This is a genomic window from Variovorax sp. GW822-FHT04E09 (assembly GCF_058800845.1).
The window spans coordinates 195,797-217,088 of the sequence record NZ_JBXAMR010000006.1 but is presented as its reverse complement, the minus strand read 5'-3'; the positions used below and the strand labels follow the sequence as shown (position 1 = coordinate 217,088).

At 70.0% G+C, this 21,292-nt stretch carries 18 protein-coding genes; 13 read left to right on the top strand and 5 right to left on the bottom strand.

What is annotated here, in order from left to right; translation table 11 throughout:
* Window positions 1-80 precede the first annotated feature (80 nt).
* Both AC1RL8_RS23750 and AC1RL8_RS23745 read left to right on the top strand, forming a co-directional pair.
* Window positions 81-3,050 (top strand): DNA topoisomerase III, encoded by a 2,970-nt coding sequence (locus AC1RL8_RS23750; RefSeq protein ID WP_492687075.1) that lies wholly within the window; start codon window positions 81-83, stop codon window positions 3,048-3,050.
* 6 nt (window positions 3,051-3,056) lie between these two features.
* Window positions 3,057-4,034, top strand: a complete 978-nt coding sequence (locus AC1RL8_RS23745) for a tripartite tricarboxylate transporter substrate binding protein (protein WP_492687076.1) — start codon at window positions 3,057-3,059, stop codon at window positions 4,032-4,034.
* A 7-nt stretch (window positions 4,035-4,041) separates the two neighbouring features.
* Here AC1RL8_RS23745 and AC1RL8_RS23740 read toward each other — a convergent pair whose 3' ends face one another.
* Window positions 4,042-4,977, bottom strand: a complete 936-nt coding sequence (locus AC1RL8_RS23740) for a LysR substrate-binding domain-containing protein (RefSeq protein WP_447748385.1) — start codon at window positions 4,975-4,977, stop codon at window positions 4,042-4,044.
* Between the two features lie 109 nt (window positions 4,978-5,086).
* Here AC1RL8_RS23740 and AC1RL8_RS23735 point away from each other — a divergent pair, with 109 nt between their 5' ends.
* From AC1RL8_RS23735 to AC1RL8_RS23725, 3 genes are all read left to right on the top strand, one after another.
* Window positions 5,087-6,049, top strand: coding sequence for a tripartite tricarboxylate transporter substrate binding protein BugE (locus tag AC1RL8_RS23735; protein WP_062480391.1), 963 nt, complete (start codon window positions 5,087-5,089; stop codon window positions 6,047-6,049).
* A 12-nt stretch (window positions 6,050-6,061) separates the two neighbouring features.
* Complete coding sequence (locus AC1RL8_RS23730; RefSeq protein WP_492687077.1) at window positions 6,062-6,943, top strand: N-formylglutamate amidohydrolase; 882 nt, start codon at window positions 6,062-6,064, stop codon at window positions 6,941-6,943.
* Window positions 6,944-7,038: 95 nt separating this feature from the next.
* Complete coding sequence (locus AC1RL8_RS23725; RefSeq protein ID WP_167481182.1) at window positions 7,039-7,215, top strand: hypothetical protein; 177 nt, start codon at window positions 7,039-7,041, stop codon at window positions 7,213-7,215.
* Window positions 7,216-7,224: 9 nt separating this feature from the next.
* On the opposite strand, the gene AC1RL8_RS23720 is transcribed toward AC1RL8_RS23725, so the two are convergent.
* A complete protein-coding gene (locus tag AC1RL8_RS23720) occupies window positions 7,225-7,857 on the bottom strand; it encodes a TetR/AcrR family transcriptional regulator (protein WP_492687078.1) in 633 nt (210 codons plus the stop codon).
* A 72-nt stretch (window positions 7,858-7,929) separates the two neighbouring features.
* On the opposite strand from AC1RL8_RS23720, the gene AC1RL8_RS23715 reads away from it, so the two are divergent.
* From AC1RL8_RS23715 to AC1RL8_RS23705, 3 genes are read left to right on the top strand one after another with little or no spacing between them, the layout of a single operon-like run.
* Window positions 7,930-8,766, top strand: a complete 837-nt coding sequence (locus AC1RL8_RS23715; protein WP_492687079.1) for a thioesterase family protein — start codon at window positions 7,930-7,932, stop codon at window positions 8,764-8,766.
* Window positions 8,767-8,803: 37 nt separating this feature from the next.
* The gene (locus AC1RL8_RS23710) at window positions 8,804-10,444 is read left to right on the top strand and encodes an acyl-CoA dehydrogenase family protein (RefSeq protein ID WP_492687080.1); all 1,641 of its coding nucleotides are present in this window, start codon (window positions 8,804-8,806) and stop codon (window positions 10,442-10,444) included.
* Window positions 10,445-10,454: 10 nt separating this feature from the next.
* Window positions 10,455-11,969 (top strand): class I adenylate-forming enzyme family protein, encoded by a 1,515-nt coding sequence (locus tag AC1RL8_RS23705; RefSeq protein WP_492687081.1) that lies wholly within the window; start codon window positions 10,455-10,457, stop codon window positions 11,967-11,969.
* A gap of 164 nt (window positions 11,970-12,133) precedes the next feature.
* Here AC1RL8_RS23705 and AC1RL8_RS23700 read toward each other — a convergent pair whose 3' ends face one another.
* Entirely contained in the window at window positions 12,134-13,021 is an 888-nt protein-coding gene (locus AC1RL8_RS23700) for a gamma-glutamyl-gamma-aminobutyrate hydrolase family protein (protein ID WP_095948354.1), read from the bottom strand.
* Window positions 13,022-13,126: 105 nt separating this feature from the next.
* Between AC1RL8_RS23700 and AC1RL8_RS23695 the strand changes: the two genes are divergently transcribed.
* Complete coding sequence (locus AC1RL8_RS23695; RefSeq protein WP_492687082.1) at window positions 13,127-14,182, top strand: sugar phosphate isomerase/epimerase family protein; 1,056 nt, start codon at window positions 13,127-13,129, stop codon at window positions 14,180-14,182.
* Here the strand turns inward: AC1RL8_RS23695 and AC1RL8_RS23690 are convergent.
* Window positions 14,179-15,477 carry an aspartate aminotransferase family protein gene (locus AC1RL8_RS23690; protein WP_492687083.1) on the bottom strand — a complete coding sequence of 433 codons (1,299 nt, stop codon included), beginning with the start codon at window positions 15,475-15,477 and terminating at the stop codon, window positions 14,179-14,181. The genes AC1RL8_RS23695 and AC1RL8_RS23690 overlap by 4 nt on opposite strands.
* 120 nt (window positions 15,478-15,597) lie before the next feature.
* Between AC1RL8_RS23690 and AC1RL8_RS23685 the strand changes: the two genes are divergently transcribed.
* Entirely contained in the window at window positions 15,598-16,074 is a 477-nt protein-coding gene (locus tag AC1RL8_RS23685; protein WP_159274176.1) for an Lrp/AsnC family transcriptional regulator, read from the top strand.
* Window positions 16,075-16,083: 9 nt separating this feature from the next.
* Here the strand turns inward: AC1RL8_RS23685 and pdxR are convergent, their stop codons facing one another.
* On the bottom strand, window positions 16,084-17,550 hold the full coding sequence (gene pdxR / locus AC1RL8_RS23680; RefSeq protein ID WP_492687084.1) for a MocR-like pyridoxine biosynthesis transcription factor PdxR: 1,467 nt from the start codon (window positions 17,548-17,550) through the stop codon (window positions 16,084-16,086).
* Between the two features lie 87 nt (window positions 17,551-17,637).
* Between pdxR and AC1RL8_RS23675 the strand changes: the two genes are divergently transcribed.
* The 3 genes from AC1RL8_RS23675 (at window position 17,638) to dbpA (ending at window position 21,278) form a co-directional block, all read left to right on the top strand.
* A complete protein-coding gene (locus AC1RL8_RS23675) occupies window positions 17,638-18,888 on the top strand; it encodes an MFS transporter (protein ID WP_492687085.1) in 1,251 nt (416 codons plus the stop codon).
* 553 nt (window positions 18,889-19,441) lie between these two features.
* Complete coding sequence (infA, locus tag AC1RL8_RS23670) at window positions 19,442-19,711, top strand: translation initiation factor IF-1 (RefSeq protein ID WP_062482563.1); 270 nt, start codon at window positions 19,442-19,444, stop codon at window positions 19,709-19,711.
* A gap of 124 nt (window positions 19,712-19,835) precedes the next feature.
* The gene (dbpA, locus tag AC1RL8_RS23665) at window positions 19,836-21,278 is read left to right on the top strand and encodes an ATP-dependent RNA helicase DbpA (protein WP_070063311.1); all 1,443 of its coding nucleotides are present in this window, start codon (window positions 19,836-19,838) and stop codon (window positions 21,276-21,278) included.
* Window positions 21,279-21,292 lie beyond the last annotated feature (14 nt).

Here is a 21,292-nt window from a genome sequence, read left to right as displayed (position 1 = left end):
GAAGTCTGTTAGGTTGAATATGCACACATGCGTGTGCGCGCGTGCGCACGCGGAAGCCGCAGAGTATAGAGAGCCCTCAGATGACAAAGACTTTGGTAATCGCAGAAAAGCCGTCGGTGGCCCAGGACATCGTCCGGGCCCTCACGCCGGTGGCCGGCAAGTTCGACAAACATGACGAGCATTTCGAGAACGACACCTACGTCGTGACCAGCGCCGTGGGCCACCTGGTCGAGATCCAGGCCCCGGAGGAATTCGACGTCAAGCGCGGCAAGTGGAGCTTCGCCAACCTGCCGGTGATCCCGCCGCACTTCGACCTCAAGCCGGTCGACAAGACCAAGACGCGCCTGAACGCCGTGGTCAAGCAGGCCAAGCGCAAGGACGTGACGCAGCTCATCAACGCCTGCGACGCGGGCCGCGAGGGCGAACTGATCTTCCGCCTCATCGAGCAGTACGCCGGCGGCAAGAGCCCGCTGGGCAAGCCGGTCAAGCGCCTGTGGCTGCAGTCGATGACGCCGCAGGCCATCCGCGACGGCTTCGATGCGCTGCGCACCGAAAAGCAGATGCAGGGCCTGGCCGACGCCGCGCGCTCGCGCTCCGAGGCCGACTGGCTCGTGGGCATCAACGGCACGCGCGCCATGACCGCATTCAATTCGCGCGACGGCGGCTTCTTCCTCACGACCGTGGGCCGCGTGCAGACGCCGACGCTGTCCGTCGTCGTGGAGCGCGAGGAGCAGATCCGCAAGTTCGTCTCGCGCGAGTACTGGGAAATCCACGGCAGCTTCGCGGCCAAGGCCGGCCAGTACCCCGGCAAGTGGTTCAACCCCGACTGGAAGAAGGCCAACGCGCCGCTGCTGGCCAACGGCGAGCCCGATGCCGAGCAGCGCGCCGACCGCGTGTGGAGCGAGCAGGAAGCCCGCGCCATCGCCGACGCCTCGCGCGGCAAGCCCGCCACGGTCACCGAAGAGAGCAAGCCCACCACGCAGGCCTCGCCCGCGCTGTTCGACCTGACCTCGCTGCAGCGCGAGGCCAACGGCCGCTTCGGCTTCAGTGCCAAGACCACGCTCGCGCTGGCCCAGAGCCTGTACGAACGCCACAAGGCGCTGACCTACCCGCGTACCGATTCGCGCGCGCTGCCGGAAGACTATCTGCCGGTGGTCAAGCAGACGATGGAAATGCTCGCCGGCAGCGGCATGAAGCACCTGGCGCCGTTCGCGCAGCAGGCGGTCGACGGCAACTACGTCAAGCCCAACAAGCGCATCTTCGACAACGCCAAGGTGTCGGATCACTTCGCCATCATCCCGACGCTGCAGGCCCCGAGCGGGCTGAGCGAAGCCGAGCAGAAGCTCTATGACTTCGTGGTGCGCCGCTTCCTGTCGGTGTTCTTCCCGAGCGCCGAGCACCAGGTCACCACGCGCATCAGCACGGTGGAACAGAATGGCAAGAAGTACCCCTTCCGCACCGACGGCAAGGTGCTGGTGAAGCCGGGCTGGCTCGCCATCTACGGCAAGGAAGCCCAGGACGACGAGAAGGAAGACGACAAGGACGGCAAGCGCCTCGTGCCGGTGAAGCCGGGCGAGATCGTGCAGAACGAGTCGGCCGACCTCAAGGGCCTGAAGACGCGCCCGCCCGCCCGCTATTCCGAAGCCACGCTGCTGGGCGCCATGGAAGGCGCCGGCAAGACCATCGACGACGACGAGCTGCGCGAAGCCATGCAGGAGAAGGGCCTGGGCACGCCAGCCACGCGCGCGGCCACCATCGAAGGGCTGATCGCCGAGAAGTACATGCTGCGCGAAGGCCGCGAGCTCATCCCGACCGCCAAGGCCTTCCAGCTCATGACGCTGCTGCGCGGCCTGGGCGTGGAAGAACTGTCCAAGGCCGAGCTGACGGGCGAGTGGGAGTACAAGCTCGCGCAGATGGAGAAGGGCGCGCTCAGCCGCGACGCCTTCATGCGCGAGATCGCCGAGATGACGGAGCACATCGTCAAGAAGGCCAAGGAGTACGACCGCGACACCGTGCCGGGCGACTACGCCACGCTCGCCACGCCCTGCCCGAACTGCGGCGGCGTGGTGAAGGAAAACTACCGTCGCTACGGCTGCACCGGCAAGAGCGGCACGGGCGAGGACGCCTGCGGCTTCTCGTTCGGCAAGTCGCCGGCGGGGCGCACCTTCGAGGTGGCCGAGGCCGAGCAGCTGCTGGCCAACAAGCACATCGGCCCGCTCGAGGGCTTCCGCTCCAAGGCGGGCTGGCCCTTCACCGCCGAGATCATCCTCAAGTACGACGGGGAAGAAGCGAAGAACTGGAAGCTCGAGTTCGACTTCGGCGACGACAAGAACGAAGACAGCGGCGAGATCGTCGACTTCAGCCAGCAGGACACCGTGGGCCCGTGCCCGGTCTGCGGTGCGCCGGTGTTCGATCACGGCAGCAACTACGTCTGCGAGAAGTCGGTGCCGACGAACGAGCAGCCGACCCCGAGCTGCACCTTCAAGACCGGCAAGATCATCCTGCAGCAACCGGTCGAGCGCGACCAGATGGAAAAGCTGCTGGCCACCGGCAAGACCGACCTGCTCGACAAGTTCGTGTCGATGCGCACGCGCCGCGCCTTCAAGGCCTTCCTCACGTGGAACGCCGAAGAAGGCAAGGTGACCTTCGAGTTCGCGCCGCGCGAAGGCGGCAGCAAGTTCCCGCCGCGCAAGACCTTCGGCAAGCCGGCCGCCAAGACCGCGGCGGCCAAGAAGGTGGCGGCGAAGAAGACGCCCGCCGCCAAGAAGGCACCGGCCGAGAAGAAGGCAGCCAAGCCGCGCAAGCCGGGCGCGGGCCTCAAGCCCAGCGACTCGCTGGCCGCGGTGATCGGCGCCGAACCGGTGGCGCGCACCGAGGTCATCAAGAAGCTGTGGGACTACATCAAGGCCAACAACCTGCAGGATGCGACCAACAAGCGCGCGATCAACGCCGACGCCAAGCTCAAGCCGGTGTTCGGCAAGGACCAGGTGACGATGTTCGAACTCGCGGGCATCGTGGGCAAGCACCTCTCGGCGCCCGACGCGGCCTGACGACGCATGCAGCGCAGACACCTCGCGGCCCTGTGTGCCGCCGCGCTGCTGGGCGGCGCGGGCCTGGCCCAGGCCGCCGCGTGGCCTGACAAGCCCGTCAAGCTGGTCGTGCCTTTCCCACCCGGGCAGGCCACCGACATCTTTGCCCGCGCGCTCGCCGAACAGCTCGGCAAGCGGCTGGGCCAGCCCGTGATCGTCGACAACAAGGCGGGCGCGGGCAGCAACATCGGCACCGAGTTCGTGGTGCGCGCGCCGCCCGACGGCTACACGCTGGTGGTGGCGGGCAGCGCGATGGCGGTGAACCAGACGCTCTACGCCAAGCCGGGCTTCGACCCGCGCAAGGACCTGGTCGGCATTTCGCTGATCGCGAAGGTGCCGCTGGTGTTCCTGGCCACGCCCGAGAGCGGCATCCGCACGCTGGCCGAGCTCACGGCGCGCGCCAAGGCCGAGCCCGGCAAGCTCAGCTACGCGAGCGCCGGCATCGGCGGCACGCAGCACCTGTCGGGCGAGATGTACAAATCGGCGGCGCATGTGTTCATCACGCACATTCCGTACCGGGGCAGCGGGCCGGCGCAGGCGGACTTCCTGGGCAACCAGGTGCCGCTGATGGTCGACTCGGTGACGGCCGCGCTGCCGCACATCAAGGCGGGCAAGGCGGTTGCGCTGGCGGTGACGTCGGCCACGCGCTCGTCGCAACTGCCCGAGGTGCCTGCGGTGCGCGAGACCGGCGTGGCCGGCACGAAGAACTTCGAAGCCGTGGGCTGGCTCGGCCTGATGGCACCGCGCGGCACGCCGTCCGAGGTCGTGGCGCGGCTGAACCACGAAGTGACCGACATCTTGAAGAGCGAGCAGATGGCGCGCTTCATCCGCGACCGGGGCTCCGAGCCGGCGCCGACGACCGGTGCCGAGTTCGACCGCTTCGTGGCGAGCGAGATCGGGCTCTGGGGTGCGGCGGTGAAGGCCTCGGGCGCGAAGCCCGAGTAACCCCTGCTCAGTTCTGCGCGACCGGCGGCAGCGCCGTCGCTTCCCCGCTGCGGTCGACCTCGGCCAGCAGCCAGTGGCGGAAATGGTCCAGCGTGGCCAGCTGGCCACGCCCCTCGGGGTAGCAGAACCAGTAGCCCTCGCTGCCCCGGTAGCCGCCGTTGGGCAGCGGCTCTTCCACCAGCCCCGACGTGATCTCGTCCTGCACCAGGCAGCGCGGCACCAGCGCGACGCCCATGCCGGCCATGACGGCGCGGATCATGGTCTGGAACTGGTCGAACTGCAGCCCGGCCAACGGGTCGAGCCCGCGCACGCCGTGCGCCTCGCTCCAGTGCAGCCACGACTGCGGCACGCTCACATGGCGCAGCAGGGTGCAGCGCGCCACGTCCTGCGGCGTGCGGATGGGGGCCTCGGCCTGCGCGGCGCGCGGGGCGATCAGCGCCACGTCCTGCCCCGCGAGGTAGTGCGAACGCGCGCCGGGCCAGTGGCCGTCGCCGAACAGGATGGCGCAGTCGAGCTCGGGCCGCTCGAAGTCGTAGCCGTGCACGAAGGGCACGAAATGCAGCGTGATCTGCGGGTGCCGCTGCTGGAAATCGGGCAGGCGCGGAATCAGCCACTTGGCGCCGAAGGTGGGCAGGGTCGACAGGTGCAGCGCGCCACCGCCGTCGCCGCTGGTGATGAGCTCCAGCGTGGCCGCCTCCAGCTGCGCCAGCAGGGCGCGCACCGCCTTCTCGTAGCGCTCGCCGGCCGGCGTGAGCGCCAGGCGCTTGCGGCTGCGCTCGAACAGCGGCGCGCCGATCCAGCGCTCGAGCTCCTGCACCTGCTTGCTGACCGCGCCCTGCGTGAGGTGCAGCGCCTCGGCCGCACGCGACACGCCACCGAAGCGCACCACGGTGGAGAAGGCGCGCAGCAGGTTCAGGGGCGGGTTGAGGCGTCGCAGCGGCATGGGGGAGCCCATCAAGTCATTCCAGATTGGAATGATATCGGGTATATCCTTTGCTTCAGGTGAGCTGCAGCTTTGCACATTCACTCATCGTTCCATTGGAAGAACCCTCATGCAACGTCGTCATTTCCTCTCCACCCTGGCTGCCGTTTCTTTCGCCCCAGGAATATCCTTTGCCCAAGGCAAGCCGATCCGCCTGGTCGTGCCTTTCCCGCCCGGTGGCGCCACCGACATCACGGCCCGCGTGCTCTCCGAGCCCCTGGCCAAGATCCTCCAGCAGCCCGTGGTGATCGACAACCGCGCCGGCGCGGGCGGCTCGATCGGCATGGCCGAGCTGGCGCGCGCCACGCCCGACGGCCTGAGCTTCGGCGTGGCCACGCTGTCCACGCACGGCGTGAACCCGGCCGTGTACCAGAAGCTGCCCTACGACCCGATCAAGGGCTTCGCCGCCGTGACCGAGCTGGTGAAGGCGCCAGGCGTGATCGTCATCAACCCGGCCGTGCTGCCGGTCGGCAGCTTCGCCGAGCTCGTGAAGTACCTGAAGGCCAACCCCGGCAAGGTGTCGTACGCGTCGCCGGGCAACGGCACCATCGGCCACATGTGGGGCGAGCTGTTCAAGAGCAGCACCGGAACCTCGATGGTGCACATCCCCTACCGCGGTGCGGGCCCGGCCATCAACGACGTGCTCGCGGGCCAGGTGCCGGTGTACTTCGACCAAGTGGCCTCGTCGCTGCCGCACGTGAAGGCCGGCAAGCTGAAGGCGCTGGCCGTGTCCTGGAGCGGCCGCCTCGACGTGTTGCCCGAGGTGCCGACCTACGGCGAGCTGGGCTACGCGGCCAGCAACGACCCCTCGTGGTTCGGCATGATCGCGCCCGCCGGCACGCCGCCCGAGCTGGTGCTGCGCATGCAGCAGGCCGTGGCCACGGCGCTGAAGGACCCCGCGGTGCGCGAGCGCCTGGCGCTGCAGGGGCTGTACGCCTCGGGCACCACGCCGGCCGAGTTCACGAAGCAGATCGCGAGCGAGATCGAGAAGATGAAGAAGGTGGCCGCCTTCGCGCGCATCCGATTGGACTGACCGACACCGCCTATGCATCCAGTCCTGAAACTGATTCAAACCCGCGCCCAGGTGACGAGCGTCGCCGGGCACACTCCGCTGGTGCTGGACTCTCCGCACAGCGGCACCGTCTACCCCGAGGACTTCCGGCCCGTGTGCGAGCTCGCCACGCTGCGCCGGGCCGAGGACACCCACGTCGAGAAGCTCTACGCTTTCGCGAGCGACATGGGCGCCGCCTGGATCGAGGCGCACTTTCCGCGCAGCTACCTCGACGCCAACCGCGACATGACCGAGGTCGACACCACCATGCTCGACGGTCCGTGGACCGACCCGGTGTCGACCGACCCGCGCGTGCTGTCGAAAGTGCGCCTGGGCAAGGGCCTGATCTGGAAGCTCACCGACGAGGGCCTGCCGATCTACGACCGGCCGCTTACCGTGGCCGAGGTGCGCCAGCGCATCGACCAGTGCTGGCGCCCGTACCACGCGGCGGTGGCGCAGGCCATCGACGAAGCGCATGCGCGGCACGGCTACAGCATCCACATCAACTGCCACTCGATGCCCGCCATCGCGGGCAGCCACGCCACCGACTTCCCGGGGCTGGCGCACGCCGACTTCGTGATCGGCGACCGCGACGGCAGCACGGCCGACCCGGCGCTGTCGCACAAGTTGTGCGCGCACCTGCGCGCATGCGGCTACAGCGTGGACTACAACCACCCGTACAAGGGCGTGGAGCTGGTGCGCCGCCACGGCGACCCGGCGGCGAACCGGCACAGCATCCAGGTCGAGATCAACCGCAAGCTCTACATGGACGAGGCCACGCTGGCGCTCGACGAGGCCGGCGCCGCGCGGCTGCAGGCCGACCTGCGGTCGATGGTCGAAATGCTGCTGGCGACCGACCCGCGCGTTGCGGGCTGAACACCGCCGCCCCTGCGGCGGCTGGTGTCTTTGTTACAGGGCGGCCGGAGCCCCCGGCCTATAGTGGGACGTCCTTAGTTTTCTGGAGTCCTGCCGTGAAGTCGATCCTTGCCGCCCTCGCCGTCCTTGCGACCGGTCTGCTGGTCTCGGGCTGCGCCGGCACCGCGCCGTCGCCGTCTTCTTCCTCCACGTCTTCATCGGGCAGCGGCGTGACGGTGTTCGGCACCATCGACGCCGGCGTCAGCGGCACGACGAACAAGTCGTCGCGCTGAGCCAGAGCCTCAGGCGACTGTCGCCAGGTAGCCCCGCAGCGCATCGCGCAACTGGCGTGACAGCGTCTGCAGGTCGGGCCGCCCGCCCGTGCCGATGTGGGTGTGCGCGACCAGGCCGTAGATGATGGTCTGGCACACGCGCGCCGCTTCCTTCTTCTGCGGGCCGTCGGCCCCCACGTCGCCCGCCGCGTCGAGCACGCCCACCCATTCGGCCACGAAGCGGTCGTACATCTTGCGGTAGGCCTCGGGGCTGGAGAGGTGGCGCTCCAGCAGGTAGTGCGCGCCCCAGGCCACGGGCTGCGCGCGGTGCGCGTCGAGCTGCGCATCGATCACCTCATCGACGATCTCGCGCCACGGCCGGCCTTCGTTCGCGGCCACGACCGCACGCATGTCCAGCAGCAGCGCCTTGGAGCGCAGGTGCAGGCACACGCGCGCCAGGTCTTCCTTGTTCTCGAAGTATTCGTAGAAGCTGCCCAGGCCCGTGCCCGCCACGGCCACGATCTCGCGGATCGTGATGGCGGCGTAGCCCTTCTCGACCAAAAGCCGAACAAAGGCTTCCTGCAGCGCCTGCGAGGTGTGGCGCGCGCGGGACTGGCGCGGCTTCCTCCTCGGGGCGGCGGCGGGTGCACGGGCGCCGGTCATGGCCGCCGAACCCGAACACCTCGCGGGCGGGTTGTTCCTAGAATTTTTGATCCCATCGAAAGGCATTCTGCAATGACCTCGCACGACCGTGCCCCCGAGACAACGCCCCCCGCCGTCTACACCGGCGAGGGCGACACGTGGCAGCCCGACGCGCTCTCGCGCGGCCCCTGGGACCCGCGCGCGCAGCACGGCGGTGCGCCTGCCGCCTTGCTCGCCCACATCGCCGAACGCGCGGCGCCCGGCCCGGGCTGGCAGCTGGCGCGGCTCACGCTGGAGCTGGTGAAGCCGGTGCCGGTGGCGCCGCTGGTCACGCGCACGCAGTCGCAGGCCTCGCGCGCCACGGTGCGCGTGGGCATCGACCTGCTCGCGGGCGACACGGTGGTGGCCCGCGCGCATGCGCTGCTGCTGAAGACCTCGCCGCTGACGCTGCCGGCGAACCTGCCCGCGGGCGATGCGCCGCGCGAACTGCGCCCGCTGCCCGAAGACTGCACCGAGCGCCTGCGCATTCCCGGCCTGCCCGACGGCCTCTCGTTCCACCAGACCGCCGTCGAGTCGCGCCTGGCCCAAGGCGACATCGCGCAGCCCGGCGCGGGCGCCGCGTGGTTCCGGCTCGCGGTGCCGCTGGTGCGCGGCGTGGCCACCTCACCCGCGATGCGCGCGGCGGCGGCGGCCGACTTCGGCAACGGCCTGAGCTGGGTGTTGTCGCCCGCCGACTTCCTGTTCTCGAACGCCGACCTCAGCCTGAACCTGTTTCGCGTGCCCGAAGGCGAGTGGATCGGCCTGCGCGCCAGCACCGAGATGCACGCCGGCGGCGCGGGCCTCACCGTGTCCCACCTGTACGACACGCGCGGCCTCATCGGCCTTGCGACCCAGACGCTGGTGGTGCGCGAACGCGCCGCCGCCACCTGAACACGCCCCTCTTTCACCGCTTCACGGAGACAACGCCATGACCACCACCGGCATCCACCCCGACAACCAGGTCCCCGAGCTCAAGGACTACAACGTCTACACCAGCGACCCCGCCCTGCGCGGCGCGGTGGGGCGCGGCGGCGCCGCCTGGCGCGACGACGAGCTGGTGCGCCAGGGCGCCGAGTACGGCGCCGAGGCCACGCTGCGCGCCGCCGAGGACGCCAACCGCCACGAGCCCGAGCTGCACACCCACTCGCGCACCGGCACGCGCATCGACAGCGTGCAGTTCCATCCCGCGTGGCACACCATGATGTCGATCGCGCGGCGCAACGGCATCGCCAACCTGCCGTTCTTCGACGAGCGGCCCTCGGCCTGGGTGGGCTACGGCGCCTCGCTGTACATGCACAGCCAGATCGAGTCGGGCTCCACCTGCCCGACCACCATGACCAAGGCCTGCATCCCCGTGATGCGCCGCAACGCCGCGCTGTACGCCGACCTGCGCGACAAGCTCGCCGCCCACGTGCACGACCCACGCGACATCCCGCTCGAGGGCAAGACCTCGATGACCGTCGGCATGGGCATGACCGAGAAGCAGGGCGGCAGTGACGTGCGCACCAACACCACGCGCGCGGTGCCGGCGGGCAGCGGTCCATGGGGCAGCGAGTTCCTCATCACCGGCCACAAGTGGTTCTTCTCGGCGCCGATGTGCGACGGCCACCTGGTGCTGGCCAAGACCGACGAGCACGGCTCGTCGTGCTTCTTCGTGCCGCGCTGGCGGCCCGACGGCAGCAAGAACGCGATCCACATCCAGCGCCTGAAGGACAAGGTCGGCAACCGCTCCAACTCCAGCAGCGAGGTCGAGTTCAAGGAGGCCTGGGGTGTGCTCGTGGGCGACGAGGGCCGCGGCATCCCGACCATCATCGAGATGGCCACCGTGACGCGGCTGGACTGCGCGCTCGCCAGCGCCGGCTTCATGCGCCAGGGCTTCGCGCAGGCGCTGCACTACACGCGCAACCGTTTTGCCTTCGGCAAGGCGCTGGTCGACCAGCCGGTGATGACCGAGCTGCTGGCCGACATGGCGCTGGAAACCGAAAGCGCCACGCTGCTGGCGATGGAACTGGCCTCGCGCTTTGGCTCGCCCGCGCCGCTGGACACCGCCTGGCGCCGCCTGCTCACGCCCGCCGCCAAGTTCTGGAACTGCAAGCGCGCGGTGGCGCTCACCGGCGAGGCGATGGAGGTGTTCGGCGGCAACGGCTATGTGGAAGACGGCCCGATGGGCCGCCTGTTCCGCGAGGCGCCCGTCAACTCGATCTGGGAAGGCTCGGGCAACGTCATGTGCCTTGATGTGCTGCGCGCCGTGTCGCGCAACCCCGACGACGCGCACCTCGTGCTCGACCACCTGCAGGAAGTGACCGCCGGCGAAGCGCGCCTGCAGACCGAAGTGCAGGCCCTGCGCCAGATGGTGCAGCTGGCGCCGCAAGACCTGGAACGCCAGGCGCGCCGCTTCACGCAGCGGCTGGTGCGCGCGGCGCAGGCCGGCCTGATGCTGCAGCACGCGAGCCCGCTCGCGGCGGCCGCGTTCGTGTCGAGCCGCTTCGATCCCGACTGGGGCCCCGTGACCGGCATCAGCGCCGGCACGAGCGACCCCGCCGCGCTGGTGCGCGCCGCCTGGCATTGAGACGACACCGATGGATTTCGTTTCCCTGCTCGACCAGCACGCCCGCACCCAGCCCACGCACGAATGCCTGCGCGCAGCAGGCCGCGCCTGGACCTACGCCGAGTTCGCCGAGCTCTCGCGCCGCGCCGCCACCGTGCTGCGCGACCAGGGCGTGGGCCCTGGCGACAAGGTCGCGCTGCTGTGCTTCAACACGGTCGGCTTCGTCGCCGCGATGTTCGGCGCCTGGCGCCTCGGCGCGGCCGTGGTGCCGGTCAACCACAAGCTGCAGGCGCCGGAGATCGACTACGTGCTGGCGCACGCCGGCGTGCGCCTGTGCGTGGCCGACGGCACGCTCGCCACGCAGGTCGCCGCGCGCATCGCGCACCGCTGCGACTGGCTCGCGACCGACAGCGCCGCCAACGGCCTGCCGATGTTCGACGACCTGACGGCGCAGGCCGCGCCACTCGGCGATGAGGCTCCGGCGCCCGGCACCGACACGCTGGCCCAGGTGCTCTACACCTCGGGCACCACCGGCAAGCCCAAGGGCTGCCTGCACAGCCACCGCAACGTTTTCATGGCGGCGGTGTGCACGGCGGCGGGCATGTCGCTGTCGCGCAACGAGCGCACGCTGGTCGCGATGCCCGTGTGGCATTCGTCGCCGCTCAACAACTGGCTGCTGGGCACGCTGCTCATGGGCGGCACCGTGGTGCTGCTGCGCGAGTACGCACCCAAGGCCTTTCTCGACACGCTGGCCGAAGAACGCATCACCTTCACCTTCGGCGCGCCCATCGCCTTTTTGGCGCCGCTGTCGGTGGTGCCCGACGTGCAACGCTACGACTTCAGCGCGATGCGCCTGTGGGCCTACGGTGGCGGCCCGCTCGGCGCCGACATGGCGCGCAAGCTGGCCGACAGCTACCGCAGCGACCGCTTCGTGCAGGTCTACGGCATGACCGAATCGGGCCCGCTGGGCACGGTGCTCTACCCGGAAGACGCGATCGCCAAGGCCGGCTCGATCGGCCGTGCGGGCGTGCCCGGCGTGGCCATCGAGGTGCGCCACCCCGACGGCCGGCGCTGCGGCGCGGGCGAGGTCGGCGAGATCCACCTGCGTTCGCCGGCCGTGATGCAGGGCTACCTCGACAACCCGCAGGCGAGCGCCGAGGCCTTCGACGCGCAAGGCTGGTACCGCACGGGCGACCTGGCGCGGGTGGACGAAGACGGCTTCCTGTTCATCGTCGACCGGCTGCGCGACATGATCATCACGGGCGGCGAGAACGTCTATTCGAAGGAAGTGGAAGACGCGCTGGGCGCCCACCCCGACGTGCAGGACGTGGCCGTCATCGGTCGCCCGCACCCCGAGTGGGGCGAGACCGTGACGGCGGTGCTGGTGGCGCGTGGCGGGCGCGCACTCGAGGCGCGCGAGCTGGTGCGTTTTCTCGAAGACCGGCTGGCACGCTACAAGATCCCGCGCATCTTCGAAGTGCGCGAGAGCCTGCCGCGCACGGCGACGGGCAAGCTGCTCAAGCACCTGCTGCGCGACGCGGGCTGAGCGTTGGACAGTACGGTCGTTGATCGGCCGCACACCAGCGCTGCGTCCCGTGCGCAGGACACCGGGTGCTTCCCGCAGCGAAATCAAGGAGGAGGCCGCAGGCCGGGGGACATTCGCGGAGGGAAGTACCCGGTGGCCTGTGCACGCGCCCCGAACAACAGCCGTCAGCGCCGCAACAACGCCTGCCGCAGCAACCGCGCCGCCCGGTTGCGAATGCGCCCCTGCATCTCGCGCATGCTGGTGCGCGGTGCCACGCGGGCGGTGGCGCAGGCCCACAGGAAGTCGTGCAGGATCGGTGTGTCGTCCACGGTCTCGGTGCTGCCGTACTTGTGGAACTCGGGGTGCCACTGGGTCGCCGCGATGTAGCCGCGCCCCTTCTCGGGCCGGCGGCGAATCGCCTCGGGCACGCGGTCGGGCAGACTCCAGGCCTCGATCTCGAAGCCGGGCGCGAGCCCCTTGATGCCCTGGTGGTGGATGCTGTTGACGCGCGCCGTGCGCACCTCGGGGTACAGCTTCGCCAGGCGCGTGCCTTCGACGATCTCGATCTGATGGAAGTTCTGGTCGTAGGTCACCGGGTCGCGGTGGCGCAGCGTCTCGGGGTGGCCGTGCTGCTCCTCGATGTCCTGGTAGAGCGTGCCGCCGAAGGCCACGTTGATCAGCTGCAGGCCCCGGCACACGCCGAAGATCGGCTTGCCGGCCTGCTCGAAGGCCTCGACCAGCGCCAGGTCGTACAGGTCGCGGATCTGGTCGCCGATCCAGGCGTCTTTCAGCGGCTCCTCGCCGTAGCTGCCGGGCCACACGTCGGCGCCGCCGTGCATCACCACGCCGTCGAGCCACTCGGCGTAGTGCGACAGCTTGGTGTCGCCGCGCGCCGTCTCGCCCGTGGGGCAGGGCACCATCACCACCATCGCGCCGGCCGACATGAGCCAGTGGGCGATCGATTGTTCGACGTACTGCAGCGTCTTGTTCGTGAAAAGCGAGCGGGCCGGGTCGGCGTGCGAGAAGCAGGCGGACAAGCCGATCTTGAGCCGGGCGGCGACAGGCTGAGACATGTCGATGGGTTCCCTGTGGACAAAGTTCATTGTGCGCCCATCGAACTTCGGTCGTGTGTCAGCCGAACCCCCGAAGTATGCTGTGCGGCGCATCAGGAGACACGCATGAAGACGATCAAGGGGCCGGGCATTTTCCTGGCCCAGTTCGCGGGCGACACGGCCCCGTTCCACTCGCTCGACGCCATCGCCGGATGGGCCGCGGGCCTCGGCTACCAGGGTGTGCAGATCCCCAGCTGGGACACGCGCCTCATCGACCTGAAGCGCGCCGCCGAGAGCAAGACCTACTGCGACGAGATCAAGGGCACGTTGGCCGGCCACGGCCTGGAGATCACCGAGCTCTCGACCCACCTGCAGGGCCAGCTGGTCGCGGTGCACCCGGCCTACGACGCGGGCTTCGACGGCTTTGCGGCGCCCGAGGTGCGCGGCAACCCCGTGGCGCGCCAGCAGTGGGCGGTGCAGCAGCTGCACCACGCGGCCAAGGCCTCGGCGAACCTCGGGCTCACGGCGCACGCGACCTTCTCGGGCGCACTGGCCTGGCCGTACCTGTATTCGTGGCCGCCGCGCCCGGCCGGCCTCATCGAGGAGGCCTTCGACGAACTGGCGCGCCGCTGGCGCCCGATCCTCGATGCCTTCGACGCCGTGGGCGTCGACGTGGGCTACGAGATCCATCCCGGCGAAGACCTGCACGACGGCGTGAGCTACGAGATGTTCCTGGAGCGCGTGGGCAACCACCCGCGCGCCTGCCTGTTGTACGACCCGAGCCACTTCGTGCTGCAGCAGCTCGATTACCTGGCCTACATCGACCATTACCACGAGCGCATCAAGCTCTTCCATGTGAAGGACGCCGAGTTCAACCCGACCGGCAAGCAGGGCGTGTACGGCGGCTTCCAGAGCTGGATCAACCGGGCGGGCCGCTTCCGCTCGCTGGGCGACGGGCAGGTCGACTTCAAGGCCATCTTCTCGAAGATGGCGCAGTACGACTTCCCGGGCTGGGCGGTGCTCGAATGGGAGTGCTGCATCAAGCACCCGGAAGACGGCGCGCGCGAAGGCGCCACCTTCATCCGCGACCACATCATCCGCGTGGCGGACCGCGCCTTCGACGACTTCGCGGCGGGTGGGGCCGACGTGGCGGCGAACCGGCGGATGCTCGGGATCGGCTAGCTCGTCGAACGGATCGCGTCGTCGAGTATTTCCAGGCCGCGGTCGATTTCCTCCGGCTTCACGTTCAGCGGCGGCGCGATGCGCCACACGGCCGCCATGCCGCCGACGGCCACGATGTTCATGCTCAGGCCGCGCGCCATGCAGGCGTCGGTGATGGCGCGGCCGCGCTCGGCGTCGGGTTCGCGGGTCTCGCGGTCTTTCACCAGCTCCACGCCCTGCAGCAGGCCGTGGCCGCGCACGTCGCCGATCACCTCGTGCCGCGCCTTCAGCGTGGCCAGGCCCCGGCTCAGCCGCTCGCCCATGGCGGCGGCGCGCTGGTTGAGCCCTTCTTCCTCGAGCACGTCGAGCACCGCCAGCCCGACCTCGGCCGGCAGCGGGTCGGACACGTGCGAGGTGACGTGCACAAAGCCCTTCTCGTGGCAGTCCTGCTCGATCGCCTCGCTGGTGACCGTGGCGCCGATCGCCAGGCCGCCGCCCAGCGTCTTCGAGACGGTGAGGAAGTCGGGCACCACGCCCATTTGCTCGAACGCGAAGTTGCTGCCCAGGCGGCCGAAGGCGGTCTGCGCTTCGTCCAGGATCAGCAGCATGCCGCGCTCGCGGCACTTGGTCTGCAGCTTCGGGAAGTAGCCGACGGGCGGCACGATCACGCCGCCCGAGCTCAGCATCGGCTCGGCGATGAAGGCCGCGAGCGAGCCGCTGGACTGCGCATCGACCATGTCGAAGCCGACGTCGAGGCAGGTGGTGTCGCAGGCGTCGCGGCAATGGCGGATGGGGCAGCGGTAGCAGTTCGGCGCGGGGATCGACATGGTGCCGGGCTTGCGCGGCCCGTAGTCGACGTGGTGCCGGCCCGCGAAGGTGAGTGCGGCCATGCCGCCGTTCACGCCGTGCCAGCCGCCGTTCAGGCCCACGATCTCGTAGCGGCCGGTGGTCACGCGGGCCATGCGCGCGGCGGCCTCGTTGGCCTCGCCGCCGGTGGACAGGAACAGCGATTTCGACAGCGACGGCGGCAGCATCGCCGCCAGCCGCCCGGCCAGCGCCGGCACGGCCGGCCCGACGAAGCCGCTGTACAGGTGCAGCGCGCCTTCGCAGGCCTTCTCGATGGCCGCGACGATGCGCGGGTGGTTGTGGCCGATGGTGGCGCACATCTGGCCCGAGGTGAAGTCGAGGATCTCGCGCCCGTTCGCGTCCCACAGCGTGGCGCCGCGCGCCTTGACGATGACATGCGGGCTCAGCCCCATGCCGTAGCGCACGAGGTGCTTGCTGACCACGGGGTCGTAGGTTGCGCCTTCGGCCATCGGATGCTCCTTGTTCGTCGGGGGAGCCCCAGCGTAGCCATCGGCCGCGAAATCCGGTGTCGTTGTGCGGGCCCGAAAACGAAGCCGATTGCGCGCACCTTGCGCCACACTGGCGGCACCATGAAAACCGGCACCCTCGATCGCATCGACCAGTGCATCCTGGCCGAACTGCAGGCCGACGCGGGCCTGCAGAACCAGACGCTGGCCGAGCGCGTGAACCTCTCGCCCTCGGCCTGCCTCAAGCGCGTGCAGCGGCTGCGGCGCGCGGGCGTGATCCGCGAAGAGGTGGCCATCCTCGATGCGGCGCGCGTGGGCTTTCCGGTGCTGGTGATCTCGCGCGTGTCGCTGCGCAGCACCACGCGCGAGGCGATCGGGGCCTTCGAGCGCAAGGTGCATGCGCTGCCGCAGGTGCTGCAATGCCACTGCGTGGCCGGCGAGACCGACTTCGTGCTCGTGATCTGCGCGCGCTCGCTGCCCGACTACCAGGCCTTCGCGCAGGAGCAGCTGGGCGACGCGCTGGAGCTGGAGAACTACTCGAGCGACATCGTGCTGTCGACCACCAAGTTCACGACGCGGCTGCCGCTGGACAGCGCCTGAGCCAACGCCCTACAGCAGGCGCACCAGCCGCCGGATGGCGCCGTCGATCTGCGGCTCGGCGATCAGGCCAAAGCCGAAGGCCAGCCCGTTGGGCGCATCGGGCGCCTGCGGATCGAGCGCGAAGCGCGACAGCGGCGGCAAGGTGATGCCGGCCGCCGCGGCGCGCTCGACCACCACATGGTCGCGCGCGCCGCCGTGCAGCCAGGCCGAGAGGTGCAGGCCGGCATCGGACGGGATCGCCTCGAGCCGGCCCGCGCCGTGGCGCGCCAGCGCGTCGAGCAGGGCGCTGCGCCGCGCACCGTAGAGCTTGCGCATGCGGCGGATGTGACGCGCCAGGTGCCCTTCGGCAATGAAGGCCGCGAGCGCCTCCTGCCCGAGCACCGGGCCGTGCCAGTCGGCCAGCTCGCGCGCCCGCACCAGTGCCGCGCGGGCCCAGGGCGGCGCCACCACGAAGCCCAAGCGCAGCGCGGGGAACAGGCTCTTCGAGAAGGTGCCGACGTAGAACACCGAGCCGGCGCGGTCGAGCGTCTGCAGCGCGTCGAGCGGGCGGCCGGCAAAGCGGAACTCGCTGTCGTAGTCGTCCTCGATGAGCACGGCGTTGCGCGCGCGCGCAAAGGCCAGCAGGGCGGCCCGGCGCGGCGGCGACATCGCCACGCCGGTGGGGAACTGGTGCGAGGGCGTCACGCAGACCACGCGCGCCTCGGGCGGGATGCGGTCCACGCACAGGCCTTCGTCGTCGGTCGGCACCGTGACCACCTTCGCGCCGGCCGCCAGCATGGCCTCGCGCAGCGAGGGATAGAACAGCTGCTCGACCGCCACCACCGTGCGCCCCGGCACCACCAGGATGCGCGCCAGCAGCCCGAAGGCCTGCTGCGCGCCGGCGGTGACCACGATGTCGTCGGCCGTGCAGCCGACCGCGCGCGTGAACGACACGTGCGCCGCAATCGCCTCGCGCAGGGCGCCCTGGCCCTGGGGGTCGGCGTAGTCGGCGGTCTGGCGCGCCACGCGGCGCAGCGCGCGGTCGGACAGGCGGCGCCAGATGTCGAACGGAAAGGCGCCGACGTCGGGCAGGCCGACGCGGAAGTCGTCGCGCGCGGCCCGCGGCTGCAGCGTGGGGGCGAGGTCGGCGCCGGGCACGTTGAGCGGCACCAGCCGCGGATCGCGCCGGGGCGCTGCGCCCGCCTCTTTCGGCGCGGCCCGGCCGCGCCGCAATGCGGGCAGCATGTCGGCCACGTAGGTGCCGGACCCCGGGCGCGCCAGCAGGTAGCCCTCGCTCAGCAGCAGGTCGTAGGCCGCCAGCATGGTGTTGCGCGACACGCCCAGCCGCTGCGCCAGCGCGCGCGTGGCGGGCAGGCGCGCGCCGGGCTGCAGCCGGCCGTCGAGGATGGCGTCGCGCAGCTGGCGGTGCAGCGCGCGCAGCAGGTCGCGCGAACCGGCGGCCGGCAGGCGCAGGGCAAGCTCGAAAAGTGGCTCCATGATCTTTGCCGATTGTGGTTCTTTTGAAGAGCCGCCTGCAATCCTATTCTGAAGGCCTTGGAACACCCACCCATGGAGTCCTTCACCATGCACACCGCTCCTGAAACCCCGCAGCAACCGCCGGCCGAACGCCTGCCCCTGGGCCTGGCCTGGCTCGCGCTGGGCGCCTTCGCCATCGGCACCGAAAGCTTCATGGTCGCCGGCCTGCTGCCGATGCTGGCGGCCGACCTGCAGGTCAGCGCCGCGCAGGCCGGCCAGCTGGTGCTGCTGTTCGCGCTGAGCTATGCGATCGGCTCGCCGCTGATGGCCGCGCTGCTCGCGCGCTTCGGGCGCCGCCCGCTGCTCATCGCCAGCCTGGCGACCTTCGCGGGCCTCACGGCGGCGGCCTCGATGGCGCACGGCATCGCGCAGCTGGCCCTGGCGCGCGTCGCGCTCGGGCTGGTGGCGGGCGTGTTCCTGCCGACGGCCAGCGCGGTGGCGGCGGCGATGGTCTCGCCCGCGCTGCGCGGCCGGGCGCTGGCCATCGTGACCGGCGGCGGCACCGTGGCGGTGGCGCTCGGCGTGCCGCTGGGCGCCTGGATCGCGGGCTGGGGCGGCTGGCGCACGGCCTACCTGCTGATCGCCGCGGTGGCGGCGCTGGCCACCTGGGGCCTGTTCGTGGGGCTGCCGCGCACGCTGGCGCAGGCCCCCACTGACGCGGCCCCGCGCACCTCGGCCTTCGCCGTGGCGCGCGAGCCCAGCGTGGCGCCGGCGCTGCTGGCCACCGTGCTGTGGGCCACGGGCGGCTTCAGCTTCTACACCTACATCGCGCTGTTCCTCGGCCACACGCTGGGCTTCGGGGCCGAGGGCGTGGGCGCGGTGTTCTTCGCGATCGGCGTGGCCGCGGCGCTGGGCACCGCGACCGGCGGCTGGGCCACCGACCGTTTCGGCGCCGACCGCATGGCGCGGGGCTTCGCGCTCGCGCTGGTGGTGATCATGGGCGGGCTCTCGTTCGCCGCGCAGATGCTGCCGCGCGGGCTGGCGCTGCCGCTGATCGTGGGCCTGTCGGCGCTGTGGGGCTTCGCCGGCTGGGGCTTCGGCCCGGCGCAGGCGGTGCGGCTGATCCGGCTGGCGCCCGATCGCGCACCGATGACGCTGTCGCTCAACGCCTCGGCGGTCTACCTGGGCATCGCGGCGGGCTCGGGGCTGGGCGGCGTGACGATCGCGTGGTTCGGCGTGAGCGCGGTGGGCTGGGTGGGCGCCGCCGCCCAGCTGGCGGGGCTGGTGCTGCTGTGGCGCGCGGCGCGGTGGGCCCGGTCCGCGGCGCCTGCGGCACCGACGGCGCCGGCCTGCGCCTGATCCAGCGGCGAGTTGCTATATTTTCAATAGCTACCTTCGCAGGACGGATGGCCCTTCGGGGCCTTTTTCATGCGGGCGTTGTTTTTAAGACAAGCAACTGTCATGCCCTGCAAGCTATAATGTCGGGTTCGTTTCGATACCACGACGAAGAATTTCGTCACCCCCGCCGGCCGATCTGCGTTGCCATCTGAATCCGGGATCCAGGATTCATCAGGCTTCTCGTTTCCAGCCCTCGGGCCACGCCGGCTTTCACAGTGTGTTGGAGCGCCAGACCGGGCGCCCATGAATGCCACCACTGCCTTCGTTCCTGTTGAAGCGAATCGCGCGTGCGGCGCGTCCGTTCTCACTAATTTTTCGGCATTGCGCGCCCCGCACCGGCACGCAGCGCCCCAGGCTTCATGGACACTTTCGCAACAGCATCGCGGTGGGCAGGTTTCTGCTTCCCGCACCGCAACGACAGATTCCTGGACGCCGGCTGACCCGCCGGCCGACTGAAACCAACACGCCCATCTTCATCTCCAACACACATCGAACGATTCAGAGGTAATCACACATGCCCAAGGAAGAACTGATCGAAATGAACGGCGCAGTGACCGAAGTCCTGCCCGACTCGCGCTACCGCGTCACGCTCGACAACGGCCACCAGCTGATCGCCTACAGCGGCGGCAAGATGCGCAAGCACCACATCCGCATCCTGGCCGGCGACAAGGTCTCGCTCGAGCTCTCGCCCTACGACCTGACCAAGGGCCGCATCACGTTCCGTCACCTGGAACGCCGCGGCCCCCCGCCGACCAACTCGGGCAACAACACGCCCCGCCGCTGAGCGACGCCCGGCCGGCCTTGCAGAGCGCCCTCCCGGAGGGGGCCCTGCAAGGCCTTTGTCTTTTCCGGGCCGTCACTTTTTCCCCTTTGCGTTTTCCTGTCTGTCTGTCTCCGGCTGCCGAACGATGAACTCCACCACCTCCCCAGCCGGCGGCCTCCAGGCCGAACCCCACGGCTTTGCCACGCTGGCGCTGTCGCCCCAGATGCTGGCCAACCTCACCCAGCTCGGCTACACGCAGATGACGGCCATCCAGGCCGCCGCGCTGCCGCCCGCCCTGCTGGGCAAGGACCTGATCGCCCAGGCCAAGACGGGCAGCGGCAAGACCGCCGCCTTCGCGCTGGCGCTGCTGTCCAACCTGAACCCGCGCCGATTCGCCATCCAGGCGATGGTGCTGTGCCCCACGCGCGAGCTGGCCGACCAGGTCACGACCGAGATCCGCCGCCTGGCGCGCGCCGAAGAAAACATCAAGGTCGTCACGCTGTGCGGCGGCGTCGCGCTGCGCGGGCAGATCGCCAGCCTGGAGCACGGCGCGCACATCGTGGTGGGCACGCCGGGCCGCATCATGGACCACCTGGAGCGCGAGAACCTCGACCTCTCGGCGCTCAACACGCTGGTGCTCGACGAGGCCGACCGCATGCTCGACATGGGCTTCTTCGACGACATCGTGAAGGTGGCGCGCCAGTGCCCCAAGGAACGCCAGACGCTGCTGTTCTCGGCCACCTACCCCGAAGGCATCGCCAAGCTCGCGCAGCAGTTCATGAAGAACCCCGAGCAGATCACGGTGCAGGCCCAGCATGAAGGCAGCAAGATCCGCCAGCGCTGGTACCAGGTGAAAGACAGCGAGCGGCTGCACGCCGTGAGCCTGCTGCTCGACCATTTCCGTCCCGTGAGCACGCTGGCCTTCTGCAACACCAAGCAGCAGTGCCGCGACCTCGTCGACGTGCTGCAGGCGCAGGGCTTCAGCGCGATGGCGCTGTTCGGCGAGCTGGAGCAGCGCGAGCGCGACCAGGTGCTGGTGCAGTTCGCCAACCGCAGCTGCTCGGTGCTGGTGGCCACCGACGTGGCGGCGCGCGGGCTGGACATCGCGCAGCTCGAAGCGGTGATCAACGTCGACGTGACGCCCGACTCCGAAATCCACATCCACCGCGTGGGCCGCACCGGCCGCGTGGGCCAGCAGGGCGGCTCGGAAGGCCTGGCGCTGAACCTGGCCAGCATGAACGAGATGGGCTTCGTCGGAAAGATCGAGTTGCTGCAGGGCCGCGAGTCCGAATGGCACCCATTGGCCGAGCTCACGCCCGCCAAGGGCGCACCGCTCACGCCGCCCATGGCCACGCTGCAGATCGTCGGCGGGCGCAAGGAAAAGATCCGCGCCGGCGACGTGCTGGGCGCGCTGACCGGTGACTGCGGCTACACCAAGGACCAGGTCGGCAAGATCAACGTCAACGAGTTCTCGACCTATGTCGCGGTGGACCGCGGCATTGCCGAAGAAGCCGCCCGCAAGCTCGGCAACGGCCGCGTGAAAGGCAAGAGCGTCAAGGTGCGCCTGCTGACACCGCAGTCGACCTGACATCCCTCCCATGC